This is a genomic window from Blautia sp. DFI.6.71, from assembly GCF_020593585.1.
Classification (GTDB): Bacteria; Bacillota; Clostridia; order Lachnospirales; family Lachnospiraceae; genus Blautia_A; species Blautia_A wexlerae.
Genome location: NZ_JAJDMJ010000002.1, coordinates 44425 through 60634, shown reverse-complemented (window position 1 = coordinate 60634; position 16210 = coordinate 44425). Strand labels below are relative to the sequence as shown.

The window sequence follows — 16210 nt, the reverse complement described above, 5'->3', positions numbered from 1 at the left end:
TCACCCCCTTGCGGCAAGCACATAGATTTGCGCTGCAAATGCTCCCAGACAGATCAGCAGGAAAATAACATCCTGCACATGAAAACCCAGCTTACAGATATTCGTCCGTTTTACCGGGCCTCCCAATCCCCGCGTAAGGGCTGCCTGGGACAGTTCCTCTCCGATTTTGACGGAGCAGATCATCATGGGGACAATCCGATACTCTAAAATCGCACCGACTTTTCCACCACCAAAGCGAACGCCACGCATCCGCATGGCGTCCCCAATAGCGCTCCATTCTTCCGCAACCGTGGGAAAGAAGCGAAACATCACAGACATAGGAATGGTGATCTGCTGCGGCAGGTGGAGCCGTTCCATCGCCGCAACAAATTCGCTGACCGTGGTTGTCGTTACCACGAAATATCCCATGACCACGCTAGGGGTGAACCGCAGAAGAATACCAACGACAGCTACCGCGATGTAGTTTGCTACGCCAGCCAGTCGTGACAGACCGAACATTTCCAGGCACAGACTGCCTCCAAAAATCAGGATATAGAGAACAGCGCCTTTCCATTTTCTGGCCGCTGACAAAAGTAACAGCGGGATCGCCGCCAACACGATGATGTAATACTGCATGATACCTTCATACGAACCGCCTAAAATAAAGACAGCTATGGTAATCAGTACCGCCAGTTTTGTCCGGGAGTCTAATAAAATTCCGCTATTGTTTTTTTGACTTGCAAGAAGTTCGCGGCTCATTACACAATTCCCGCCCGCTCAAAGTGCTTTTTGAAAATCTTCCGTCCGATCAGGCCGCCGACAAGACCACTGACGAAAGCAGCAATAAGCAGTACCGGCAAAATCCAATCGGGCATATAAGCCATGAGCGTGTCGGCATATTCCTGACCGTAGCCGGGGAGCAGGTTCTGGTAGTAAGCGTCACGCGTCACAACGATGGGAATAAAGGCGCCGATTACCCACATGGAAAAAACGCCGTGGATCAACACTTCGCGCTTGGCATTTTTGTAGTCACAGGCTTTCATCATAAAATCGGAAATCAGCCCGAAGATCAGCCCAGTAGGGATGCACCACCAGCCCATGCCGGTCAGCAGCATAATGATACCCAGCAGCACTCCGCAGATGGTAAGCATACCGAATTTCTTAATTTTGGAGAAGAACAACATCATCGGAATACCGCCGACAAGCGGCACGATCACGCTGATAAGCGGAATAAAGATTGGGATAAAACCGATAGACGCCGCTGCGAAAATGACGATAAAGTAAATCGCAGTAAAAATACCGATGTTGATTAAGTCCTTTCCTTGCAATTTGTTGTTCATTGCGAAACCTCCTAACATGATTACTTTTGTCTTTGTTAGTTCTTGCTAACCAACCCTAATGATAGCATAAATTCAGCTGTGCTTCTATGCACATATCGGTATTTTAAGCCCGTATAGCAAGGAGTTTTTTCGCTCTGCCAGAATATCCATTGACCGGGAGTTTTCTCGCAGGTATAATAATATCAGCGATTTTGCGTGATGAAAGGGGCGAAGCAGTTGCGTAACATGATATACAACATTTTAGAAAACAGCGATGCTGTTTCTGGTGTGACCTTGAAAAACAGTCCAAATAGCAGCACATTGCTTTTGGATCGGGCAGATGGCAAGGGACGCATGACATTCCATACGCTCTTTCCGGGGCTGACTTTGGCTTTTATTTTTGTAAACGCTCCCGTATGGCCGGAGTCGGATGAAAATTCAAATCTAAAGCCTTTGCTGATTAACTATTGCGTTTCGGGCAGAAGTGAATTGCTTCTGGATGACGGCTCCTACATTTACCTGAAGGAAAATGATTTTTGTGTCAGTGAACAGACCGCACAGAAAGAATATATCTTTCCCACACGGCAATATCAGGGCATAAAAATATACTTTGACCTGCCACTTCTTTTACAGTCCTGCGGTGAACTTTTGAAATCTTTTTCACTTGACCTCCCTACGCTGGAAAAAAGTTATTGTGGCAACCATAAGACATATATCAACGGAGCGGACAGTGAGCTGGAAAATATATTTCAAAAACTCTGGCGGCTATCTGAAAAGCCCTCTGCCTTCCATTTGCAAATCTATATGCTTGAACTTCTCCACCGGCTTTTTAACATGGAAATCCGGCCTCCGAAAACCTGCGGCTTCTACACGGAAACGCAGGTTGAAATTGCAAAAAGGGCAGCGCAAATTCTCTCTGATGATCTTCGCCAGCACATTCCTGTACGGCAGATTGCAGAACGCTTTTCGGTCAGTGAAACCAGTCTGAAAAACTATTTTAGAGGCGTATATGGACAAAATATATCCACCTGGCTACGGGAAATCCGTATGAACGAAGCCGCAAGACTTCTTTCGGACACAAAGCGTCCGATTGCCGAAATATCCGAACAGGTCGGCTATTCTAATCAAGGGAAATTTGCAGCTGTGTTCAAAAAGCAGTTTGGACTATCGCCGCTGGAATACCGGCGGTCAAAGAATTTGGAAAACCGATAAGAGCAAAGCCGGGATTTGCCGCTTGATAGCAAAATCCCGGCCTTTCTTGTGCCTAAAAACTATTTGTAAATCAGTTCATCTTGAATAATTTCCTCTGCCTGCGCTTTCAGCGTGTTCATCAGCCCCACCCAGCGCATAGAGTCACAGGCTTTCAGTTCCTCCGTGACACCCGCAACTTCCATCATGTGAGGCAACATGGTTTTCACACGCCCCTGTGCTGTCCGCTCAATCTCTAACAGGTGTGGATACAGCTTCTCGCTCATCAGCAGATGGTTGTAGAGAATGGGGCGATGTTCCTTTAGGTAGGATTTTCGCATTCTTCCGTACTTGCCGATAGAAGTTTCCGGCTGTTCAGAAAGTTTTAGGTTGGGTATATCATAATCTCCACAACGAATGTAAGTCAACTTACTCATTTTCATATCCTCAGCCCGGATCAGGGCTTTCTTAGCGTCCATTTCCGCTTTTTTCTTCGCCTTGATTTTGTCCTCATACTGTTTCTGTGCGCCGCTGGCTTTCCGCTTCAAATAATTCTGATGAAGCCTGTCCTTGCGTTCTTCTTTTTTCTGCAGTTCTTCCTGTTCCTCCGGGGTTAAAGGAACCGGCTGTAAGGATGGTGGGATATAGCGCCCTAAAAAATTGAAGTAGATTTCAATTTCCTGCGTGGTGTTCTGGCTGCCTTTTCGGGCGCGTTCGTGGACAAGGATTTTCTCTACAAACTCGTTGAGCATGGTGTTTGTCAGAGTGTCAAAATTCTCATACTTATCAATTAGGGCTATAAATTTCTCTGCGGATTTCTGGCTCTGCTCATAGCCGGTAACAGCCTTTTCCAGCTCTGCAATTTCAATCTCAAGTGCATCCTGCTCTTTGGCATACTGTGCATCAAGCGCCTTATATCGTGCATCCGGCAGCTTGCCGAGGGCGTTGTCCTCATAGATTTTGCAAATCAGTTTTTCCAGTTCTCCGGCTCTCTTTTGGGCAGCAGCCAGACGCCTGCGCTTTTTCGATATATCGGCACTCTGTTGAGCAACCTGCGTCTCCTGAACAGTGTGAATAAATTCCGTCCGGTCATTTCTCGAATATTCAGCGATAGCCCGGAGCGTGTCGGAAACCAATGTCAGGACAGCACTCTCATTGATACGGTGTTGTGTAGAGCATAGTGTCCCACACGGAACTTTGGTATAATTGGAACAGGTATATTGAGAAACCCGCTTTCCATTGTTGGTGCGGTGGACATACATCTTGCCGCCGCAATCGGCACAATAGAGCAAGCCTGTGAGGGGAGCCGCTTCGCCCCAGCCGTTTGGATAACGCCGTACATTGCTGCGGATTTTCTGCGCCAAATCAAAGGTCTGCTGGTCGATAATGGCTTCATGGGTATTCTCAAAGATCGTCCATTCGTCCTCAGAAACATAGTGCTTTTCTTGTCCTTAAAGTGCTTGCGGGTCTTGAAATTGATGGTATGCCCTAAATACTCTCGTTTTTTCAAAATGTTCACGATGGTAGATGATCCCCATCCATATGGGTCTTTGACCGGCTTTGAACGGTTCACACCCTCGTTGAAGCGGGCAAGGTGTACGACAGGAATTTCAATCCGGTCTGTGGATAATTTGCAGGCGATCTGGTAAGGCCCATATCTCTCCAGCGTGAGGGAGAATATACGGCGTACCACTTCGGCAGCTTCCTCATCTACCAGCCAATGCTCCCGTTTTTCGTCTCATAAGTAGCCGTAAATCACAGTGCCGGTCAGGTGCTTGCAACTCATGCCTTTTGACTTAAACTCAGATCGGATTTTCCGGCTGGTATCACGGGCGTAAAATTCATTCATAATGTTGCGGAACGGGGTAAACTCGTCATCGCCTTTCAGACTGTCCACACCGTCGTTGATGGCAATCAGACGAACGCCTCGCTGCCGCAAAACCTCCATAACTTGACCGACCTTCAGATAGTCGCGTCCTAACCGGTTCATGTCCTTGATGACGATTGCCTCTACACGCCCTGCCTCCACTTCCTCCATCATCGCCAAAAATCCGGGGCGGTCAAAACGGGTGCCTGAGATACCATCATCGGTAAAGTGCGTAGGGTTGGGCAACCCATTCCGGCGGGCAAAATCCTCTAACATCTGCTTTTGAGACGAGATTTGTCAAGGTATGTTTTTGTAAAGGAGTGTGCAATTCGCATTGACAAGCAGCCTTCATTGACTGGATGCGGGGTAGCCTCTTCGGGCAGGTAGCCGGAATGGTGATATTCCCCTCAACACTTCTCGGCATTTTGCCGGTGGGCTGCCTTCTTTATTGATCCTTGATCCGCAGTCCGTTCTTCCTGATTTCCTCTGCCCAATTTCCCCGGGCAAGCAGGGTCACATCCTTTCCGGCGTGAAACAGATTCCTTTCCAGATTACACCCTAAAACACCTGCACCATATACCAGAATTTTCATTGCTTGCCACCAAATCTGATCTTTACAATCTGCATCTTCATCATTCTGTCACCGACTTTGGCAAGAAAACGGAAAAATCTGCTGACGGAGGGGTCTTTCAAATCATTGTAGCCCAACATATAGCCCCGGCTGGAGACCTGCAAACGGCTGTCCCACGCGCCGATCTCTTTGGGAGCGTCGGAAACCGCGAAATAAGCGCCCACATCCTTGATTTTCGCACTCTTGAGCCATGTCTTGGCGATCATCTTTACCGCCGTCCGATTTGCAGCGTCAAACACCAGCACACCGCCGGGGAAGGCGTCTGCCATACCCTGCACAAGAGCTTTGACCTGCTCGGTCAGAAAATAATAGAACACGCCGGAGGCAAAGAAAACCGAGCCGCCCGATGCATCGATTTTTGCAAACCACTCAGTATTATTCAAATCGCAGGGGATATTTTTCTCACGCTCCCCGGCGGGCAAAAGCTCGTTGCGCACGGCTATGACATCGGGAAAGTCCAGATTGTAGATTTTGCAGCTGCCGTTATCACAGCTTTTTCCGGTACTGTCCAGCCCGCAGCCCAGATTGACCACCGCCGCATTGGGGTGAGATTTCAGATAATCCCGCACCTCAAAAGCAAGGTCATTCTGCCGCATGGCCACCTCCAGTGAACCGAAACGCTGCATCAGGCTGCGGGATTTTTTCTCCGACTCAGAAAAATCGTAGTCAATCTCGTCAATCAGGCGAACCGCTGTTTCATCCCGGTAAAGATTCGGGTATAGTCCTGAGCAGACCTTCCGCGCAAACAGCGGGATGATCAGCGTTTCCTGTACCGTGTTTTTCTCGATTTTGTATTTCATGGGTATCTCCTTTCAGCGAACAAATATCATCATAATTGTGCCAGCACTGCCGAAATGACCGCCATGCCCACCGCGCCCTTGCGGGTACCGATGGCGCAAACCAAAATGAGCAGAACGCCAAGTCCTATGCCTTCCAAAATCACCTGTAAAATCATCATTTACTTCCTTATCCCAGCGCCACATCCAGCACCATCATCACGCTGAAGCCTACCGCAAAGAACACCGTTCCAAGATTCGAGTGCCGCCCCTGCGACATTTCCGGAATACCGGACATTGCCTCTTCCAGATAGGCGTCGTTTTCCGCCTTGTTCATTGCCCACACCAAGCGGCACACCGCTTTCCCGCTCAGAGTAGAGCAGGTGATCATGCCGTCATAAAGGCTGTTTCCACCTGTCATTCGGTACGCACCGCGAATGGCTTCTTTTCGTTCCATGGTTCTTCCTCCGTGTTTCAATCATCACACGACCGTTTCCAATCTCATTTTTTCAAAATGTCCACGATTTTCGCAAAGTCCTCCTTTGCCTCCTTGAAGATCGGCAGCATACAGTAGCAATGCACCATCTTCGGGCGGGCGGACACCGTATAGGGGACATTTGCCCGTTTGCAAGCTTCCTCAAAGTCCGGCAAAGCACCGTAGAGCACCTCGTCGGCAGAATAGAAGAAGTGAATATCGCCTACGCCGGTAAAATCTCCCCGGGAGCCGGAGAGCATATAGGCCGGCACATTCTCACAGCCATGCCGCATGAACTTCTCCACCGTCACCATAAAGGCATAGTCGATGGAAACGTCCCTTTCATCGAGTGCCTGCATCCGCGCTCTTTCCGCATCGTTCCACGGTACTTCACCGGGGGATACAACGACGATGTGTCTCGGCTGCGGCAGCGGCTCGGGCTGCGCGTTGTTGTGCGCCGCGATCCCCAAAGCCAGCGCACCGCCGGAGGAAAAGCCGCAGGTACTGACATTTCCGCCGCCATACAGCCCAATCATTTTCCGGTAACATTCGTAAACCATCGCATAGGTTTCGGTGATACAATACTCCATGCAGAGGGGATAAAACGGGAACCACACATCACAGCCGGGGATAAGTGTTATTTTCTTTTTATGTATAACGATGAGGGGATAAAACGGGAACCACACATCACAGCCGGTCTCGCGGCAGAGCTTGCGCATCACAGGCAGGTCGCCCTTATCGGGGCCGATCACCATGCCGCCGCCAAAGAAATAGAGAATCGCGCGCTCGGACGGCTTCGGATGTTCTCGCACAATCAGGCAGAGAAAGCCGTTTACCGCGATCGTTTCATAATATGCCTTGCGGTCGGTGGGCGTAAAAACGCCACGATGCCGGTTCTGCTTTTCAATTTCCTTTCTCAGTGCATCCTCCGGCAAGGCGAACGCCTTTTTCGCGCCGGAGAGCTTGTATACGCTGCGTAAGATAGATGCAAAGATACTCATGATTTAGCCCCCTCATTTCCACGCCGTAATGCAGAGCCAGCTTTTCTTTTTGTGTATCTGCACATCGTGAAAGCCCGCCTGCTCCAGATACATCTTCAGCTCGGCGTCCTTGTAGATGGTCATGCCGCCGATGATCTCCGTCCACTTCTTGTCCTTGTCCGTATCGCCGTTGCTTTCGTTGCAGATGAGTAATGTCCCGCCGGGCTTCAGCACCCGGTAAACCTCCCGGAAGCACTGCGGCAGATCGGGCCAGAAATAGACGGTTTCAAAGGCCGTTACCGCATCGAACCAGTCGCCTGCAAAAATCATATCCGCCACGCTGCCTTGCAGAACGGTGCAGCGGCCCTCCGCTATGGCGGCCTCGTTGACCTTTTTGGATTTTTCCACACTGACGGGGGAATAGTCAATACCCTTCACAATACCCTCCGGGCATTTTTTCAGAAGTCTCTTGATGTTCGCCCCTCCGCCGCAGCCGCAGTCCAACACCTTGGCGTCCGGCGCAGCATTCAGAAATTGAAGCCCCCACCGGGCCACGGCGCTGTGCCCGACATTCATCATGGCGACCATAATTTTCCCGCCAAAGCCCACGGGCTTGCGGGTGTTTTCAAAGAATGACATATCACACCTCCATTTTTACACACTCGGCATAGGTCAGCGGGAACGAGGCTTTCAGCACAGCGCTTTTCCGCACCGTCCAGCTGTTCTGCCTTAGGAAGCGCAGGTATTCCGCGCTCGTCCACTTGCTGTGGAGAGGGAAGCCTGCCAGCTTCATGAAAAATGCCCTGACCTTGCCGGTAAACGAGTTCCCTGCGTGGGTAAAGGTCGGCGCAATCAACACGCCATCGTCTTTCAGCACCCGGCGAATCTCGGCAAGGGCTTTCTCCGGCTGCGGCACGATATGCAGTGCGTTGGACACGATCACCACATCAAAGGACTTATCTGCATAGGGCAGGCGGAACATATCCTGCACGGAAAAGTGCAGCTTTGCAGATTGATTATCCCGCTTTGCTTCAAGAATCATCTCCGCAGAGGCGTCCGTCGCCTCGATGTGCGCCGCCGCGTTTACGATGTGTTTTGCGATCAATCCCGTGCCGGTCGCCAGCTCCAACACCGTCTTGGCTTTTACAACCGGCCGGATCAGCACATACATCTCGTCATACGCCACCCGATCCTTTCGCATAAAGCGGTCATAACGTCCGGCATTTTTGTCCCAGAAATTCTTGTGTTCTCGCATCTCTTTCATTCCTTTCGGCGTTAGATTCATCTAACCGATACGCACAGTTGTGCGGTTAGGGGAGGCTAACTGGCATGTCTTGAAAAAGCTGCATTTCTGCGGCCTTTCGGCTTATTCAAATAGCTCCCTGCAAGCACCGTACACCAGCGTTTCCAGCACCTGCGGGTATAGCTCCCCGATCTGCTCCTTATGGGAAACTGTGAGAATCAGTCCCTGCACCGTGGCGGCAGCCAAAGAGATGCCGCCACTCGGCACAAGGTCATATTTTTCCAGAAGCTGACGGATGTGCGTCTCGTCATCGTGGTAATGGATGTTTTTGACATCCTCCGGCAGTCTCTGCAAAAGCAGCTTCGCATCGTTTTCAATGAAAACCATGTCGCCGGTATCGGACAGCCTCCGGCAGACGGCCAGAACCGCCTCTGCCGCGCGCTCCGACGATGGCAAGCCGTTTGCTTCGCTCAGTGCATGGTCAGCCACTCCGTAAAGCTCGGAGTGGATACTTTCCAGAACTGCGAAGAAGGCCATCTCCTTGGATTCGTAGAATTTATAAAACGAGCCTTTTGCGATACCGACAGCCTTTGTCAGTTGATCCACGGAGGTTTTCTTCATCCCCAGTGTGACGGCGCAGCGTCTTGTTTCCTTCAGCAGCGCCTTGTGAAGTTGTTCTGTTTCATAGTCGGTAAAAGCCAAGCCCACGCCTCCTTAAATATGACCAATTCGGTTCTTTTGGTCATATTATACCGCGTTTCTTTCTGTTTTGCAAGAGGTGCGGAGAAAAAATCACTAATCAAAAGGGGTTCAGCGTTGCAGAAAGAGACGCTGGAATTCCGATAATCGTTGTCGCCGCGGTAAAAGAAACTATATCGTAAAAGGGCATCAGAGCGAAGCATCCAAACGCTGCGTTCTGATACCCTTTTTGTTTCATATTGCACAGATGGGGTGATTGCAAGGAGAAGAACAGAAATTCACACAACATGAATGACGTATTCACATAATACTACTGCTTTTGCGCTATCATTAACGTTCGATCTTGCATCGATCCGTTTTAAGGTGAGACCTTTTAAGTTGCTCCGTACTCCTTCGCCGCATGATCATCTGCCGCGCCTGCCGATTCTCCGCATCCTCTCCGGCAGTACGAAGTTTCATAGGCAGCTCCTTTCGCCATTAAGCAAGACTCCATCCAGCCGCACTCTTTCGGATATTGACAAAATCCTGATAGATACCGGGCTGTTTCAAAAGTTCCTCATGGTTTCCTTGCTGTGCAATCTGGCCGTTGTCTATAACTAAAATCTGATCAGCAGTTTGGATCGTATTCAGACGATGAGCAATTACAAGCAGGGTCTTTCCCTTCACCAATTCGGAAATAGCTTCCTGAATATAGCTTTCATTGTCTGTATCCACACTTGCGGTAGCTTCGTCCAAAATGACGATAGGCGCGTCTTTCAGGATACAGCGTGCAATCGAAATACGCTGCTTTTCGCCCCCAGAGAGTGTCGCACCGCCTTCGCCAACCACCGTTTTGAACCCCTCAGGCAGAGCCATAATGAAATCATAGCAGCGGGCTTTTCTGGCAGCCTCATAAACTTCTTCTTCCGTAGCATCCGGTTTTCCCATACTGATATTGTTGTAAATGGTGTCCTGAAACAGATACACACGCTGGAATACCATGCTGATCTGATCCATCAATTCCGACAGAGGTACATTGCGAATATCCACGCCCCTTATCGTCACATTGCCAGATTTTACATCCCAAAGTCGCGCCAGCAAGTTTGCAATGGTGGACTTACCACTACCGGATGGCCCAACCAGTGCTGTCATAGAATTTTTCTTCATGGCAAAACTGATATGATGCAGAACCTCTTTGTCCTGATAAGCAAATGTAACATCGTTGAACTGGACTTCTGGCTGTCCTGGCTGTGCCTGAGCTGGAATATGCTGCTTGCCATTGTCGGAAAGTTCTGGTTCGTCCAGTACCGCTTCAATGCGATCAAGAGCAGCGTTCATAACGGTCAGTCTGGATGCTTCTCCATAGAGAGCCTTCAACGGGCCAAAAAGATCAAATACAAACAGCAGAACACCCAACACATAAGCCAAAGAAAGCACACCGCTCTGTTCCAACACAATAGACAGGCCGAAAATTGCCGCAATACCAATACCATAAAGGATATTCAGCCCCATTGTCCACGGGGTCATTTTCTGTTCAAAGTCAAGCGATGTATTTCTGGAACGCTTGAAATTGCCGGACAATTCTTCGGATTTTTCTCCAAGCAGGTTATAGCTCTTAATAACACCAATGCCCTCCACAAAAGACAGCACCGCATCGGTCAGCCGTTCGCTCTGCTCCTGACGGCCTGCTGCTTCTCGCAGGGAAACTTTGTTCATCCCCTTAGATACCAGCCATGCCAAAATAGTAACTATCGAGGCGATCAAGCCAAGCTGCCAATTCAGATAAAACATGAACGCCAGCAAAAGCAACGAGGATAGCAGATAGCTCATCATGTTTCCCAGCGTACTCATAGAAACTTCTTCAATGAACACCATGTCGGTACTGAGGACTGAACTAATCTTGCCAATATTGCCGGAAGTGAAATATCCCATGGGAAGTTTCCGCAGATGACCACCCAATTCGATACGCTTGTCAGCAAACATCAAATATCCTGCTGCACTTTGCAGGCTGTCACTAAGATAGTGGACGAACATCTGAACCAGCACAACAGCAGCAAGGCCAAGTCCCACATAAAGGCAAGTCTGCCCGGTAATTGTCTTGCTTGCAAATCCGCTCAAAACCACAAAGGCCAGAAAAATCGGCATTTTGGACAGAATGGATTCCAGAAACGCACAAACAAATGCGCCCTGAATACGGCTCTTATAACGGCCAGAAAGTTTCAATATTCTTGAAAACAAAGCAAACATTTATTTCCCCTCCTTTGCAGTATGTACTTTCCACTCGGCGCTGTCCTGTGCCGCTTTCCACAACTTTTGATATTCTGGGCAGGACTGGATCAGCTCCTGATGTTTACCCGTTGCAACCAGCTTTCCGTGATCCATAACACAAATCTGATCTGCGTTTATAATGGCTGGTAATTTGTGCGCGATAACCACAAGGGTTTTACCTTTTACAAGTTCTGCAATGGCAGCCTCCATCTTTTCCTCGTTTTCAGGATCGGCATAGGCAGTTGCCTCGTCAAGCACCACAATAGGATCATCCTTTAAGATTGCCCTTGCCAGAGAAATACGCTGGCGCTGACCGCCGGAGAGCATTTTTCCTGCATCACCAGCCATCGAATGAATACCCTGCGGAAGTTTCTCAAGGAACTCCATACACTGAGCTTTCTTTGCGGCCTCCACCACTTCTTCATCCGTTGCGTTTAACCGACCAAGCCGAATGTTTTCGAGCAGAGAGGTGTTGAACAGGTATTGATCCTGTGCCACATAGGAGATACGGCTGTTCAGTGCTTCAAGACTCATATCGCAAAGTTTCTGTCTTCCGATAGAAATGCTGCCTTTCTGCGGGTCATAATAGTGAATCAGCAGTTTTGCCAATGTACTCTTGCCGGAGCCAGATTCACCAACAAGAGCTGTTTTCTGTCCAGCCTTTGCCGTAAAGGAAATATCATGGAGAACTTCATCCATGGTCACCACAGGCTTTCCATCTGGTCCGGGTTGTGTGTTCTGATAGCCAAAAGAAACATGATCATAAGTAATTGTGTCATCTTTCCCGTGGAACGCATCCTCTGTCTGCTGAAGCTCCGGTGCATCCAGCACTTGCTCCAATGCAGAAATTTTATAGTTGAGCTGGGGCATGGTAGGCAGGAAACCAAGGGATTTCAGCAGCGGCATACCGATACTCAAAGAAAGACACAGTACCAAAATCAAATTAGGAAGAGTTGACCAACCGGAAAGAACGAACCATGCGCCCACAGGCAAAGTCAGAATAATGGTGCATGGAAGCAGACTACTGTAAATTGCCATCCACGGCCACGCCGCCTTATACCACGCCAACGTATAGTCCCGGTAATCTGATACATCTTTGCGGAACCGCTCATAGGAATCTGCGTCCTTATTGAATACCTTGACAACTTCCATACCGTTAATGTACTCAATAATGGTATTGTTCATCTTTTGTCCGGCCATATAGTAAGGCCCCATTTTCTTCATGCCGACGGAATACATCGTCATCATGGCAATCAGACTAATCGGAATAGATGCCAGCGACAGAAGCGCCAGTTTCCAATCCACAAAGAACATTGCCACATAAACCGCAATAGGGATCATCAGGTTTGCAATTCCCTCCGGCATGGAGTGAGCCAGTAAAACTTCCAGACTGTCTACATCATCCACGAACAGCTTTTTGACTGTGCCGGTGCCTTTATCCTGAATGACACCGAGGGGCAGCTTTTCAAACCGTTTTTGAAGTGCCGTTCGCAGACGGAGCAGCGTGTCATAAGCGGCTTTGTGAGAAAGATTCAGTCCCCAGCCATAGAAAAGGGCTTGCAGCACCAGACACGCCAAGACAAGAGCCACGCGCGAAATGATAAAGGATGCTCCAATAGATTCACCCATGACCAGCGGCGCTATCACCTGATAAGCCAACACAAAGGGCAGGACACCCATCAGGACGCTGACCAGCACGATGGCCGTTGCTGCATAAAGCCCCTTCTTATGAGGCCCTGCATACTCAAATACTTTTTGAAACATAATTCCAACCTCCTTATCAGTTAAAATATTTTTCGGACAGCGTTTTCAAAATTTCTGGTGAAAGCCTTTGATTTTGAATAGCCCCGTCATCATCCAACTGAACCACCTCCGTACAGGTACGAACAATAAATTCAAAATCGTGTGACACCACAAACACGATCACACCAGAGCTTGAAAGTTGTTCGATCAGTTTGCTGACACGCACCATAGAATCGTAGTCCAAACCACTGGTAGGCTCGTCAAAGTAGATCACTGGGCTGCCCTTTACGATTGCCGCACCGATAGTAACCCTCTGCTTTTGACCACCTGAAAGGGATGCCGGATGCCATTCACGGTAATCTGATAGTTCCAGTGCTTTCAGCGTTTCATCCACTTTTTCTTTGCAATCATCCTTCATACCAAGGGATAGTTCTTCCTCCACACTGCTGGCAAAAAGCTGATAATCCGTATCTTGCATGACAAGATAGGAAAGTGCCCGCCGCTGGCGTGGTGTAAGTTTTTTACCGTCAAAGCAGACCTCGCCACGCTGCTGCTTTAGCAGACCCGTTAGAATAGATAAGAGGGTCGTTTTTCCGGCTCCGTTATGACCCAGAATACCAATCACATCTCCTGCATGAGCTTCAAAGCTGACATTGTGGAAAATATCCGGCCCTTTCTTGTAGGCAAAACTTAAATTGTGAACTTCCAGCCGATGTGTCTCGTCCTTTGTATGTGGCTTTTCCTGATAATGTTCTGCATCGCGTTCCGGGTATGCTGTCCGCAGACCATAAGAAATTCGTGTTTCTTCAGGCAGAGAGCAAAACTGTTCCCTTGTGAACTCATGCTCAATTTTTCCATTCTGAATGAGAAAGGCTCGGTCAATCAGATCGCGCAAATAATAAAAACGATGCTCTACCACAAAAATGGTGTATCCAGCGTGTTTCAGTTTTCCCATAATTTCTGCCAGCCGTTTGGTAGCGGCATAGTCCAGATTGGCCGATGGTTCATCAAAAATATATACTTTTGGCACCAGCGCATAAACAGAACCGATTGCGATCTGTTGTTTTTCCCCGCTGGATAAAGCAAAGATACTTCTGTTCAAGTAGTCTACCAATTCCAACTCTTTCGCCGCTTTTGCAATGCGGTCAATCGTTTCCTTGCGGGGCAGTCCGAGATTTTCGCAGCCGAAAGCCAATTCCCGCGTGGTATCCGTCATAAAGAACTGAGAACGTGGGTCTTGGAATACCGTTCCAAGCTGTCCGGCCAATTCAGACGGCTTCATTTCCAGCAGCGAATGACCGTCCATGAGCAGATCCCCTTGGATTTCTCCGGGATAAAAGTGCGGAATCAGACCATTGAGCGAGCGGATCAGGGTTGTTTTGCCGCAGCCGCTTCGCCCAGTCAAAAGAATAAATTCTCCTGTCTGTACGGTCATATCAATGCCACGGAGGGTAAAGTCTTTGCTTTCTTCATAACGAAAGCTGAAATTCTGAAATGAGATCATCGTCACACCCTCCATAAAATGATTTCCCCGATTTTAGTCTGGTCGATAAACAATAACCCGACCAAAAAGAGGATACCCAACAGCGATACCACAATTTCCCGCCACGAAAAACGGATTGGCCGCAGCGCATATCGTTTGCACTCCAACTCCAGACCGCGTGTTGTGCCGGATGCTGCCAGTTCATCGGTAACTTTCAAGCACCGCATCAGCAGAGGTATCAAAATATATTCTATGGTTGCTAACGGATGGGATACCCGTTTCCACACAGTATCGCTGATACCTCGAATATCCATCGTGCTTCGGATTTGTCGGTATTCAATCCGTAAAGTAGGGATATATCGGAACATAACAACAAGGGGAATTGTGACCGCCTGGGGCAACCGCATCCGTTGAAGTGCCACCATTAAGTCATCCATGTATGTAGTTCGTAATATCCAAAGTCCCATCATCATGATAGGGATCAATTTTAAGACCGTCACGCCGAACACGCTCATAATCACACTTAAAACCGGAACTTGGACATAACGGAGCAGGGCATTGAGATAAGCAACAATAATATAGGTCACTATCATTTTGACAGCCCATTTTCCACCGTTACCCAAGGCAATAAACAGCCCATAAACCAGCATGAGCGCGAGACTGACAACTTCTCCGGCCAGAAAATAACTGACAAAACCAATGCAGACCAAAAGAAGTATCTTGCAACGTGGGTCGAGGAGCGCAGAGCCATGTAAGGGCTGGCGCTCGATTATTTGTTTAATTTGTGCTTCTTCCATTCAAATGTCTCCCTATAAAAAATCAAAGCGCGGGACTGTTCTCAGCCCCACGCTCTGAAGTCAGGCAGCCCGCTTGCCTGTATTGCCTGATAAAGTTTCAGGGGGCTGATCCTGTTATTTTACTGAAACAAGTCCAGCTTTGATAAAGTGTTTTTTCAATGCTTTCTGACCGATAAAGCCACCAATCAGACCGCCCACCAATCCGGCAGCAACAATGACTACCAGCATGGGAACGGAAGTAATGTTCAACATTCCCTGAATGTACTCCGGGGCAATATTGTTTTTCTCCATTGCTCCGACAAACGCGCTTTGAAGAAATTTGATAGGGCAGATAGCACTAAAAGCAAAAATAGCACTGAACAGCGCATAGGCTGCCATCATGGACTTCATTGTAATTTCATTCCGGCTCATAACCAGGAAATCGCAGATGACACCGCCAATTATCAAACCGATAGGAATGAACCAGAAAGCACCCACCAGCAGAAACAGGATAGCCTGAATTGCGGCGCAAATGGTAAACACGCCTTTCTTCGGTACCTTAGCCAGTAGAAGCATCATAACGATACCATTCGGGATTGCAACAACGGATGGGTAAAATACATTTGTCACCGGACCTGCCACGCTCATAATAGTGCTGATAATCATGCAGATGATCCACATGAGGGCCGTTAAAACACCGATGAGAATAAAATCTTTCGCATTTAGCTTTTGTTTCATACTCTTACCTCCTCATAATAAAATGTAACGCGGTTAGTTTTTTCTAACCACGCTACATAGAATATC

At 48.6% G+C, this 16210-nt stretch carries 16 protein-coding genes and 2 pseudogenes; 1 reads left to right on the top strand and 17 read right to left on the bottom strand.

Annotated features, from left to right (window positions below):
- Complete coding sequence (locus LJE12_RS01970) at positions 1-738, bottom strand: energy-coupling factor transporter transmembrane component T (RefSeq protein WP_227226474.1); 738 nt, start codon at positions 736-738, stop codon at positions 1-3.
- On the bottom strand, positions 738-1319 hold the full coding sequence (locus LJE12_RS01965) for an MptD family putative ECF transporter S component (protein ID WP_044930260.1): 582 nt from the start codon (positions 1317-1319) through the stop codon (positions 738-740). Before LJE12_RS01965 ends, LJE12_RS01970 begins: the two co-directional genes overlap by 1 nt.
- Before the next feature lie 225 nt (positions 1320-1544).
- Here LJE12_RS01965 and LJE12_RS01960 point away from each other — a divergent pair, with 225 nt between their 5' ends.
- On the top strand, positions 1545-2510 hold the full coding sequence (locus tag LJE12_RS01960; RefSeq protein ID WP_227226475.1) for an AraC family transcriptional regulator: 966 nt from the start codon (positions 1545-1547) through the stop codon (positions 2508-2510).
- Between the two features lie 59 nt (positions 2511-2569).
- Here LJE12_RS01960 and LJE12_RS01955 read toward each other — a convergent pair whose 3' ends face one another.
- From LJE12_RS01955 to LJE12_RS01890, 15 genes and pseudogenes are all read right to left on the bottom strand, one after another.
- On the bottom strand, positions 2570-2923 hold the full coding sequence (locus LJE12_RS01955) for a TnpV protein (protein WP_118633944.1): 354 nt from the start codon (positions 2921-2923) through the stop codon (positions 2570-2572).
- Positions 2924-4647, bottom strand: a pseudogene (locus tag LJE12_RS01950) (DUF4368 domain-containing protein); the annotation flags it as partial. It lies immediately after the preceding gene.
- A 151-nt stretch (positions 4648-4798) separates the two neighbouring features.
- Positions 4799-4945, bottom strand: a complete 147-nt coding sequence (locus LJE12_RS01945) for a ketopantoate reductase family protein (RefSeq protein WP_227226476.1) — start codon at positions 4943-4945, stop codon at positions 4799-4801.
- Positions 4942-5784 (bottom strand): class I SAM-dependent methyltransferase, encoded by an 843-nt coding sequence (locus LJE12_RS01940; RefSeq protein ID WP_055153108.1) that lies wholly within the window; start codon positions 5782-5784, stop codon positions 4942-4944. Before LJE12_RS01940 ends, LJE12_RS01945 begins: the two co-directional genes overlap by 4 nt.
- A 29-nt stretch (positions 5785-5813) precedes the next feature.
- On the bottom strand, positions 5814-5942 hold the full coding sequence (locus tag LJE12_RS19965; protein ID WP_255601776.1) for a hypothetical protein: 129 nt from the start codon (positions 5940-5942) through the stop codon (positions 5814-5816).
- A gap of 8 nt (positions 5943-5950) precedes the next feature.
- A pseudogene (locus tag LJE12_RS20455) lies at positions 5951-6049 on the bottom strand (ZIP family metal transporter); the annotation flags it as partial.
- Between the two features lie 212 nt (positions 6050-6261).
- The gene (locus LJE12_RS01930) at positions 6262-7236 is read right to left on the bottom strand and encodes an alpha/beta hydrolase (protein ID WP_118613646.1); all 975 of its coding nucleotides are present in this window, start codon (positions 7234-7236) and stop codon (positions 6262-6264) included.
- A gap of 12 nt (positions 7237-7248) precedes the next feature.
- Positions 7249-7854 (bottom strand): class I SAM-dependent methyltransferase, encoded by a 606-nt coding sequence (locus LJE12_RS01925; RefSeq protein ID WP_055153112.1) that lies wholly within the window; start codon positions 7852-7854, stop codon positions 7249-7251.
- Between the two features lies 1 nt (position 7855).
- Entirely contained in the window at positions 7856-8470 is a 615-nt protein-coding gene (locus LJE12_RS01920) for a class I SAM-dependent methyltransferase (RefSeq protein WP_055153114.1), read from the bottom strand.
- A gap of 111 nt (positions 8471-8581) precedes the next feature.
- A complete protein-coding gene (locus LJE12_RS01915) occupies positions 8582-9160 on the bottom strand; it encodes a TetR/AcrR family transcriptional regulator (RefSeq protein WP_055153116.1) in 579 nt (192 codons plus the stop codon).
- 474 nt (positions 9161-9634) lie between these two features.
- Positions 9635-11383, bottom strand: a complete 1749-nt coding sequence (locus tag LJE12_RS01910) for an ABC transporter ATP-binding protein (RefSeq protein ID WP_055153118.1) — start codon at positions 11381-11383, stop codon at positions 9635-9637.
- Positions 11384-13168 (bottom strand): ABC transporter ATP-binding protein, encoded by a 1785-nt coding sequence (locus tag LJE12_RS01905; protein WP_055153120.1) that lies wholly within the window; start codon positions 13166-13168, stop codon positions 11384-11386.
- Between the two features lie 16 nt (positions 13169-13184).
- Positions 13185-14651, bottom strand: coding sequence for an ABC transporter ATP-binding protein (locus LJE12_RS01900; RefSeq protein WP_227226478.1), 1467 nt, complete (start codon positions 14649-14651; stop codon positions 13185-13187).
- A gap of 2 nt (positions 14652-14653) precedes the next feature.
- A complete protein-coding gene (locus LJE12_RS01895; RefSeq protein ID WP_118613642.1) occupies positions 14654-15427 on the bottom strand; it encodes an energy-coupling factor transporter transmembrane component T family protein in 774 nt (257 codons plus the stop codon).
- A 114-nt stretch (positions 15428-15541) separates the two neighbouring features.
- On the bottom strand, positions 15542-16144 hold the full coding sequence (locus LJE12_RS01890; protein WP_055153122.1) for an MptD family putative ECF transporter S component: 603 nt from the start codon (positions 16142-16144) through the stop codon (positions 15542-15544).
- Positions 16145-16210: the final 66 nt, after the last annotated feature.

Coding starts and splice junctions, on each gene's coding strand:
- LJE12_RS01930 (WP_118613646.1), bottom strand. CDS start 7,236: ATGAGTATCTTTGCATCTATCTTACGCAGCGTATACAAGCTCTCCGGC.
- LJE12_RS01965 (WP_044930260.1), bottom strand. CDS start 1,319: ATGAACAACAAATTGCAAGGAAAGGACTTAATCAACATCGGTATTTTT.
- LJE12_RS01890 (WP_055153122.1), bottom strand. CDS start 16,144: ATGAAACAAAAGCTAAATGCGAAAGATTTTATTCTCATCGGTGTTTTA.
- LJE12_RS01900 (WP_227226478.1), bottom strand. CDS start 14,651: ATGATCTCATTTCAGAATTTCAGCTTTCGTTATGAAGAAAGCAAAGAC.
- LJE12_RS19965 (WP_255601776.1), bottom strand. CDS start 5,942: ATGATGATTTTACAGGTGATTTTGGAAGGCATAGGACTTGGCGTTCTG.
- LJE12_RS01905 (WP_055153120.1), bottom strand. CDS start 13,168: ATGTTTCAAAAAGTATTTGAGTATGCAGGGCCTCATAAGAAGGGGCTT.
- LJE12_RS01960 (WP_227226475.1), top strand. CDS start 1,545: ATGATATACAACATTTTAGAAAACAGCGATGCTGTTTCTGGTGTGACC.
- LJE12_RS01955 (WP_118633944.1), bottom strand. CDS start 2,923: ATGAGTAAGTTGACTTACATTCGTTGTGGAGATTATGATATACCCAAC.
- LJE12_RS01895 (WP_118613642.1), bottom strand. CDS start 15,427: ATGGAAGAAGCACAAATTAAACAAATAATCGAGCGCCAGCCCTTACAT.
- LJE12_RS01925 (WP_055153112.1), bottom strand. CDS start 7,854: ATGTCATTCTTTGAAAACACCCGCAAGCCCGTGGGCTTTGGCGGGAAA.
- LJE12_RS01940 (WP_055153108.1), bottom strand. CDS start 5,784: ATGAAATACAAAATCGAGAAAAACACGGTACAGGAAACGCTGATCATC.
- LJE12_RS01945 (WP_227226476.1), bottom strand. CDS start 4,945: ATGAAAATTCTGGTATATGGTGCAGGTGTTTTAGGGTGTAATCTGGAA.
- LJE12_RS01970 (WP_227226474.1), bottom strand. CDS start 738: ATGAGCCGCGAACTTCTTGCAAGTCAAAAAAACAATAGCGGAATTTTA.
- LJE12_RS01920 (WP_055153114.1), bottom strand. CDS start 8,470: ATGCGAGAACACAAGAATTTCTGGGACAAAAATGCCGGACGTTATGAC.
- LJE12_RS01910 (WP_055153118.1), bottom strand. CDS start 11,383: ATGTTTGCTTTGTTTTCAAGAATATTGAAACTTTCTGGCCGTTATAAG.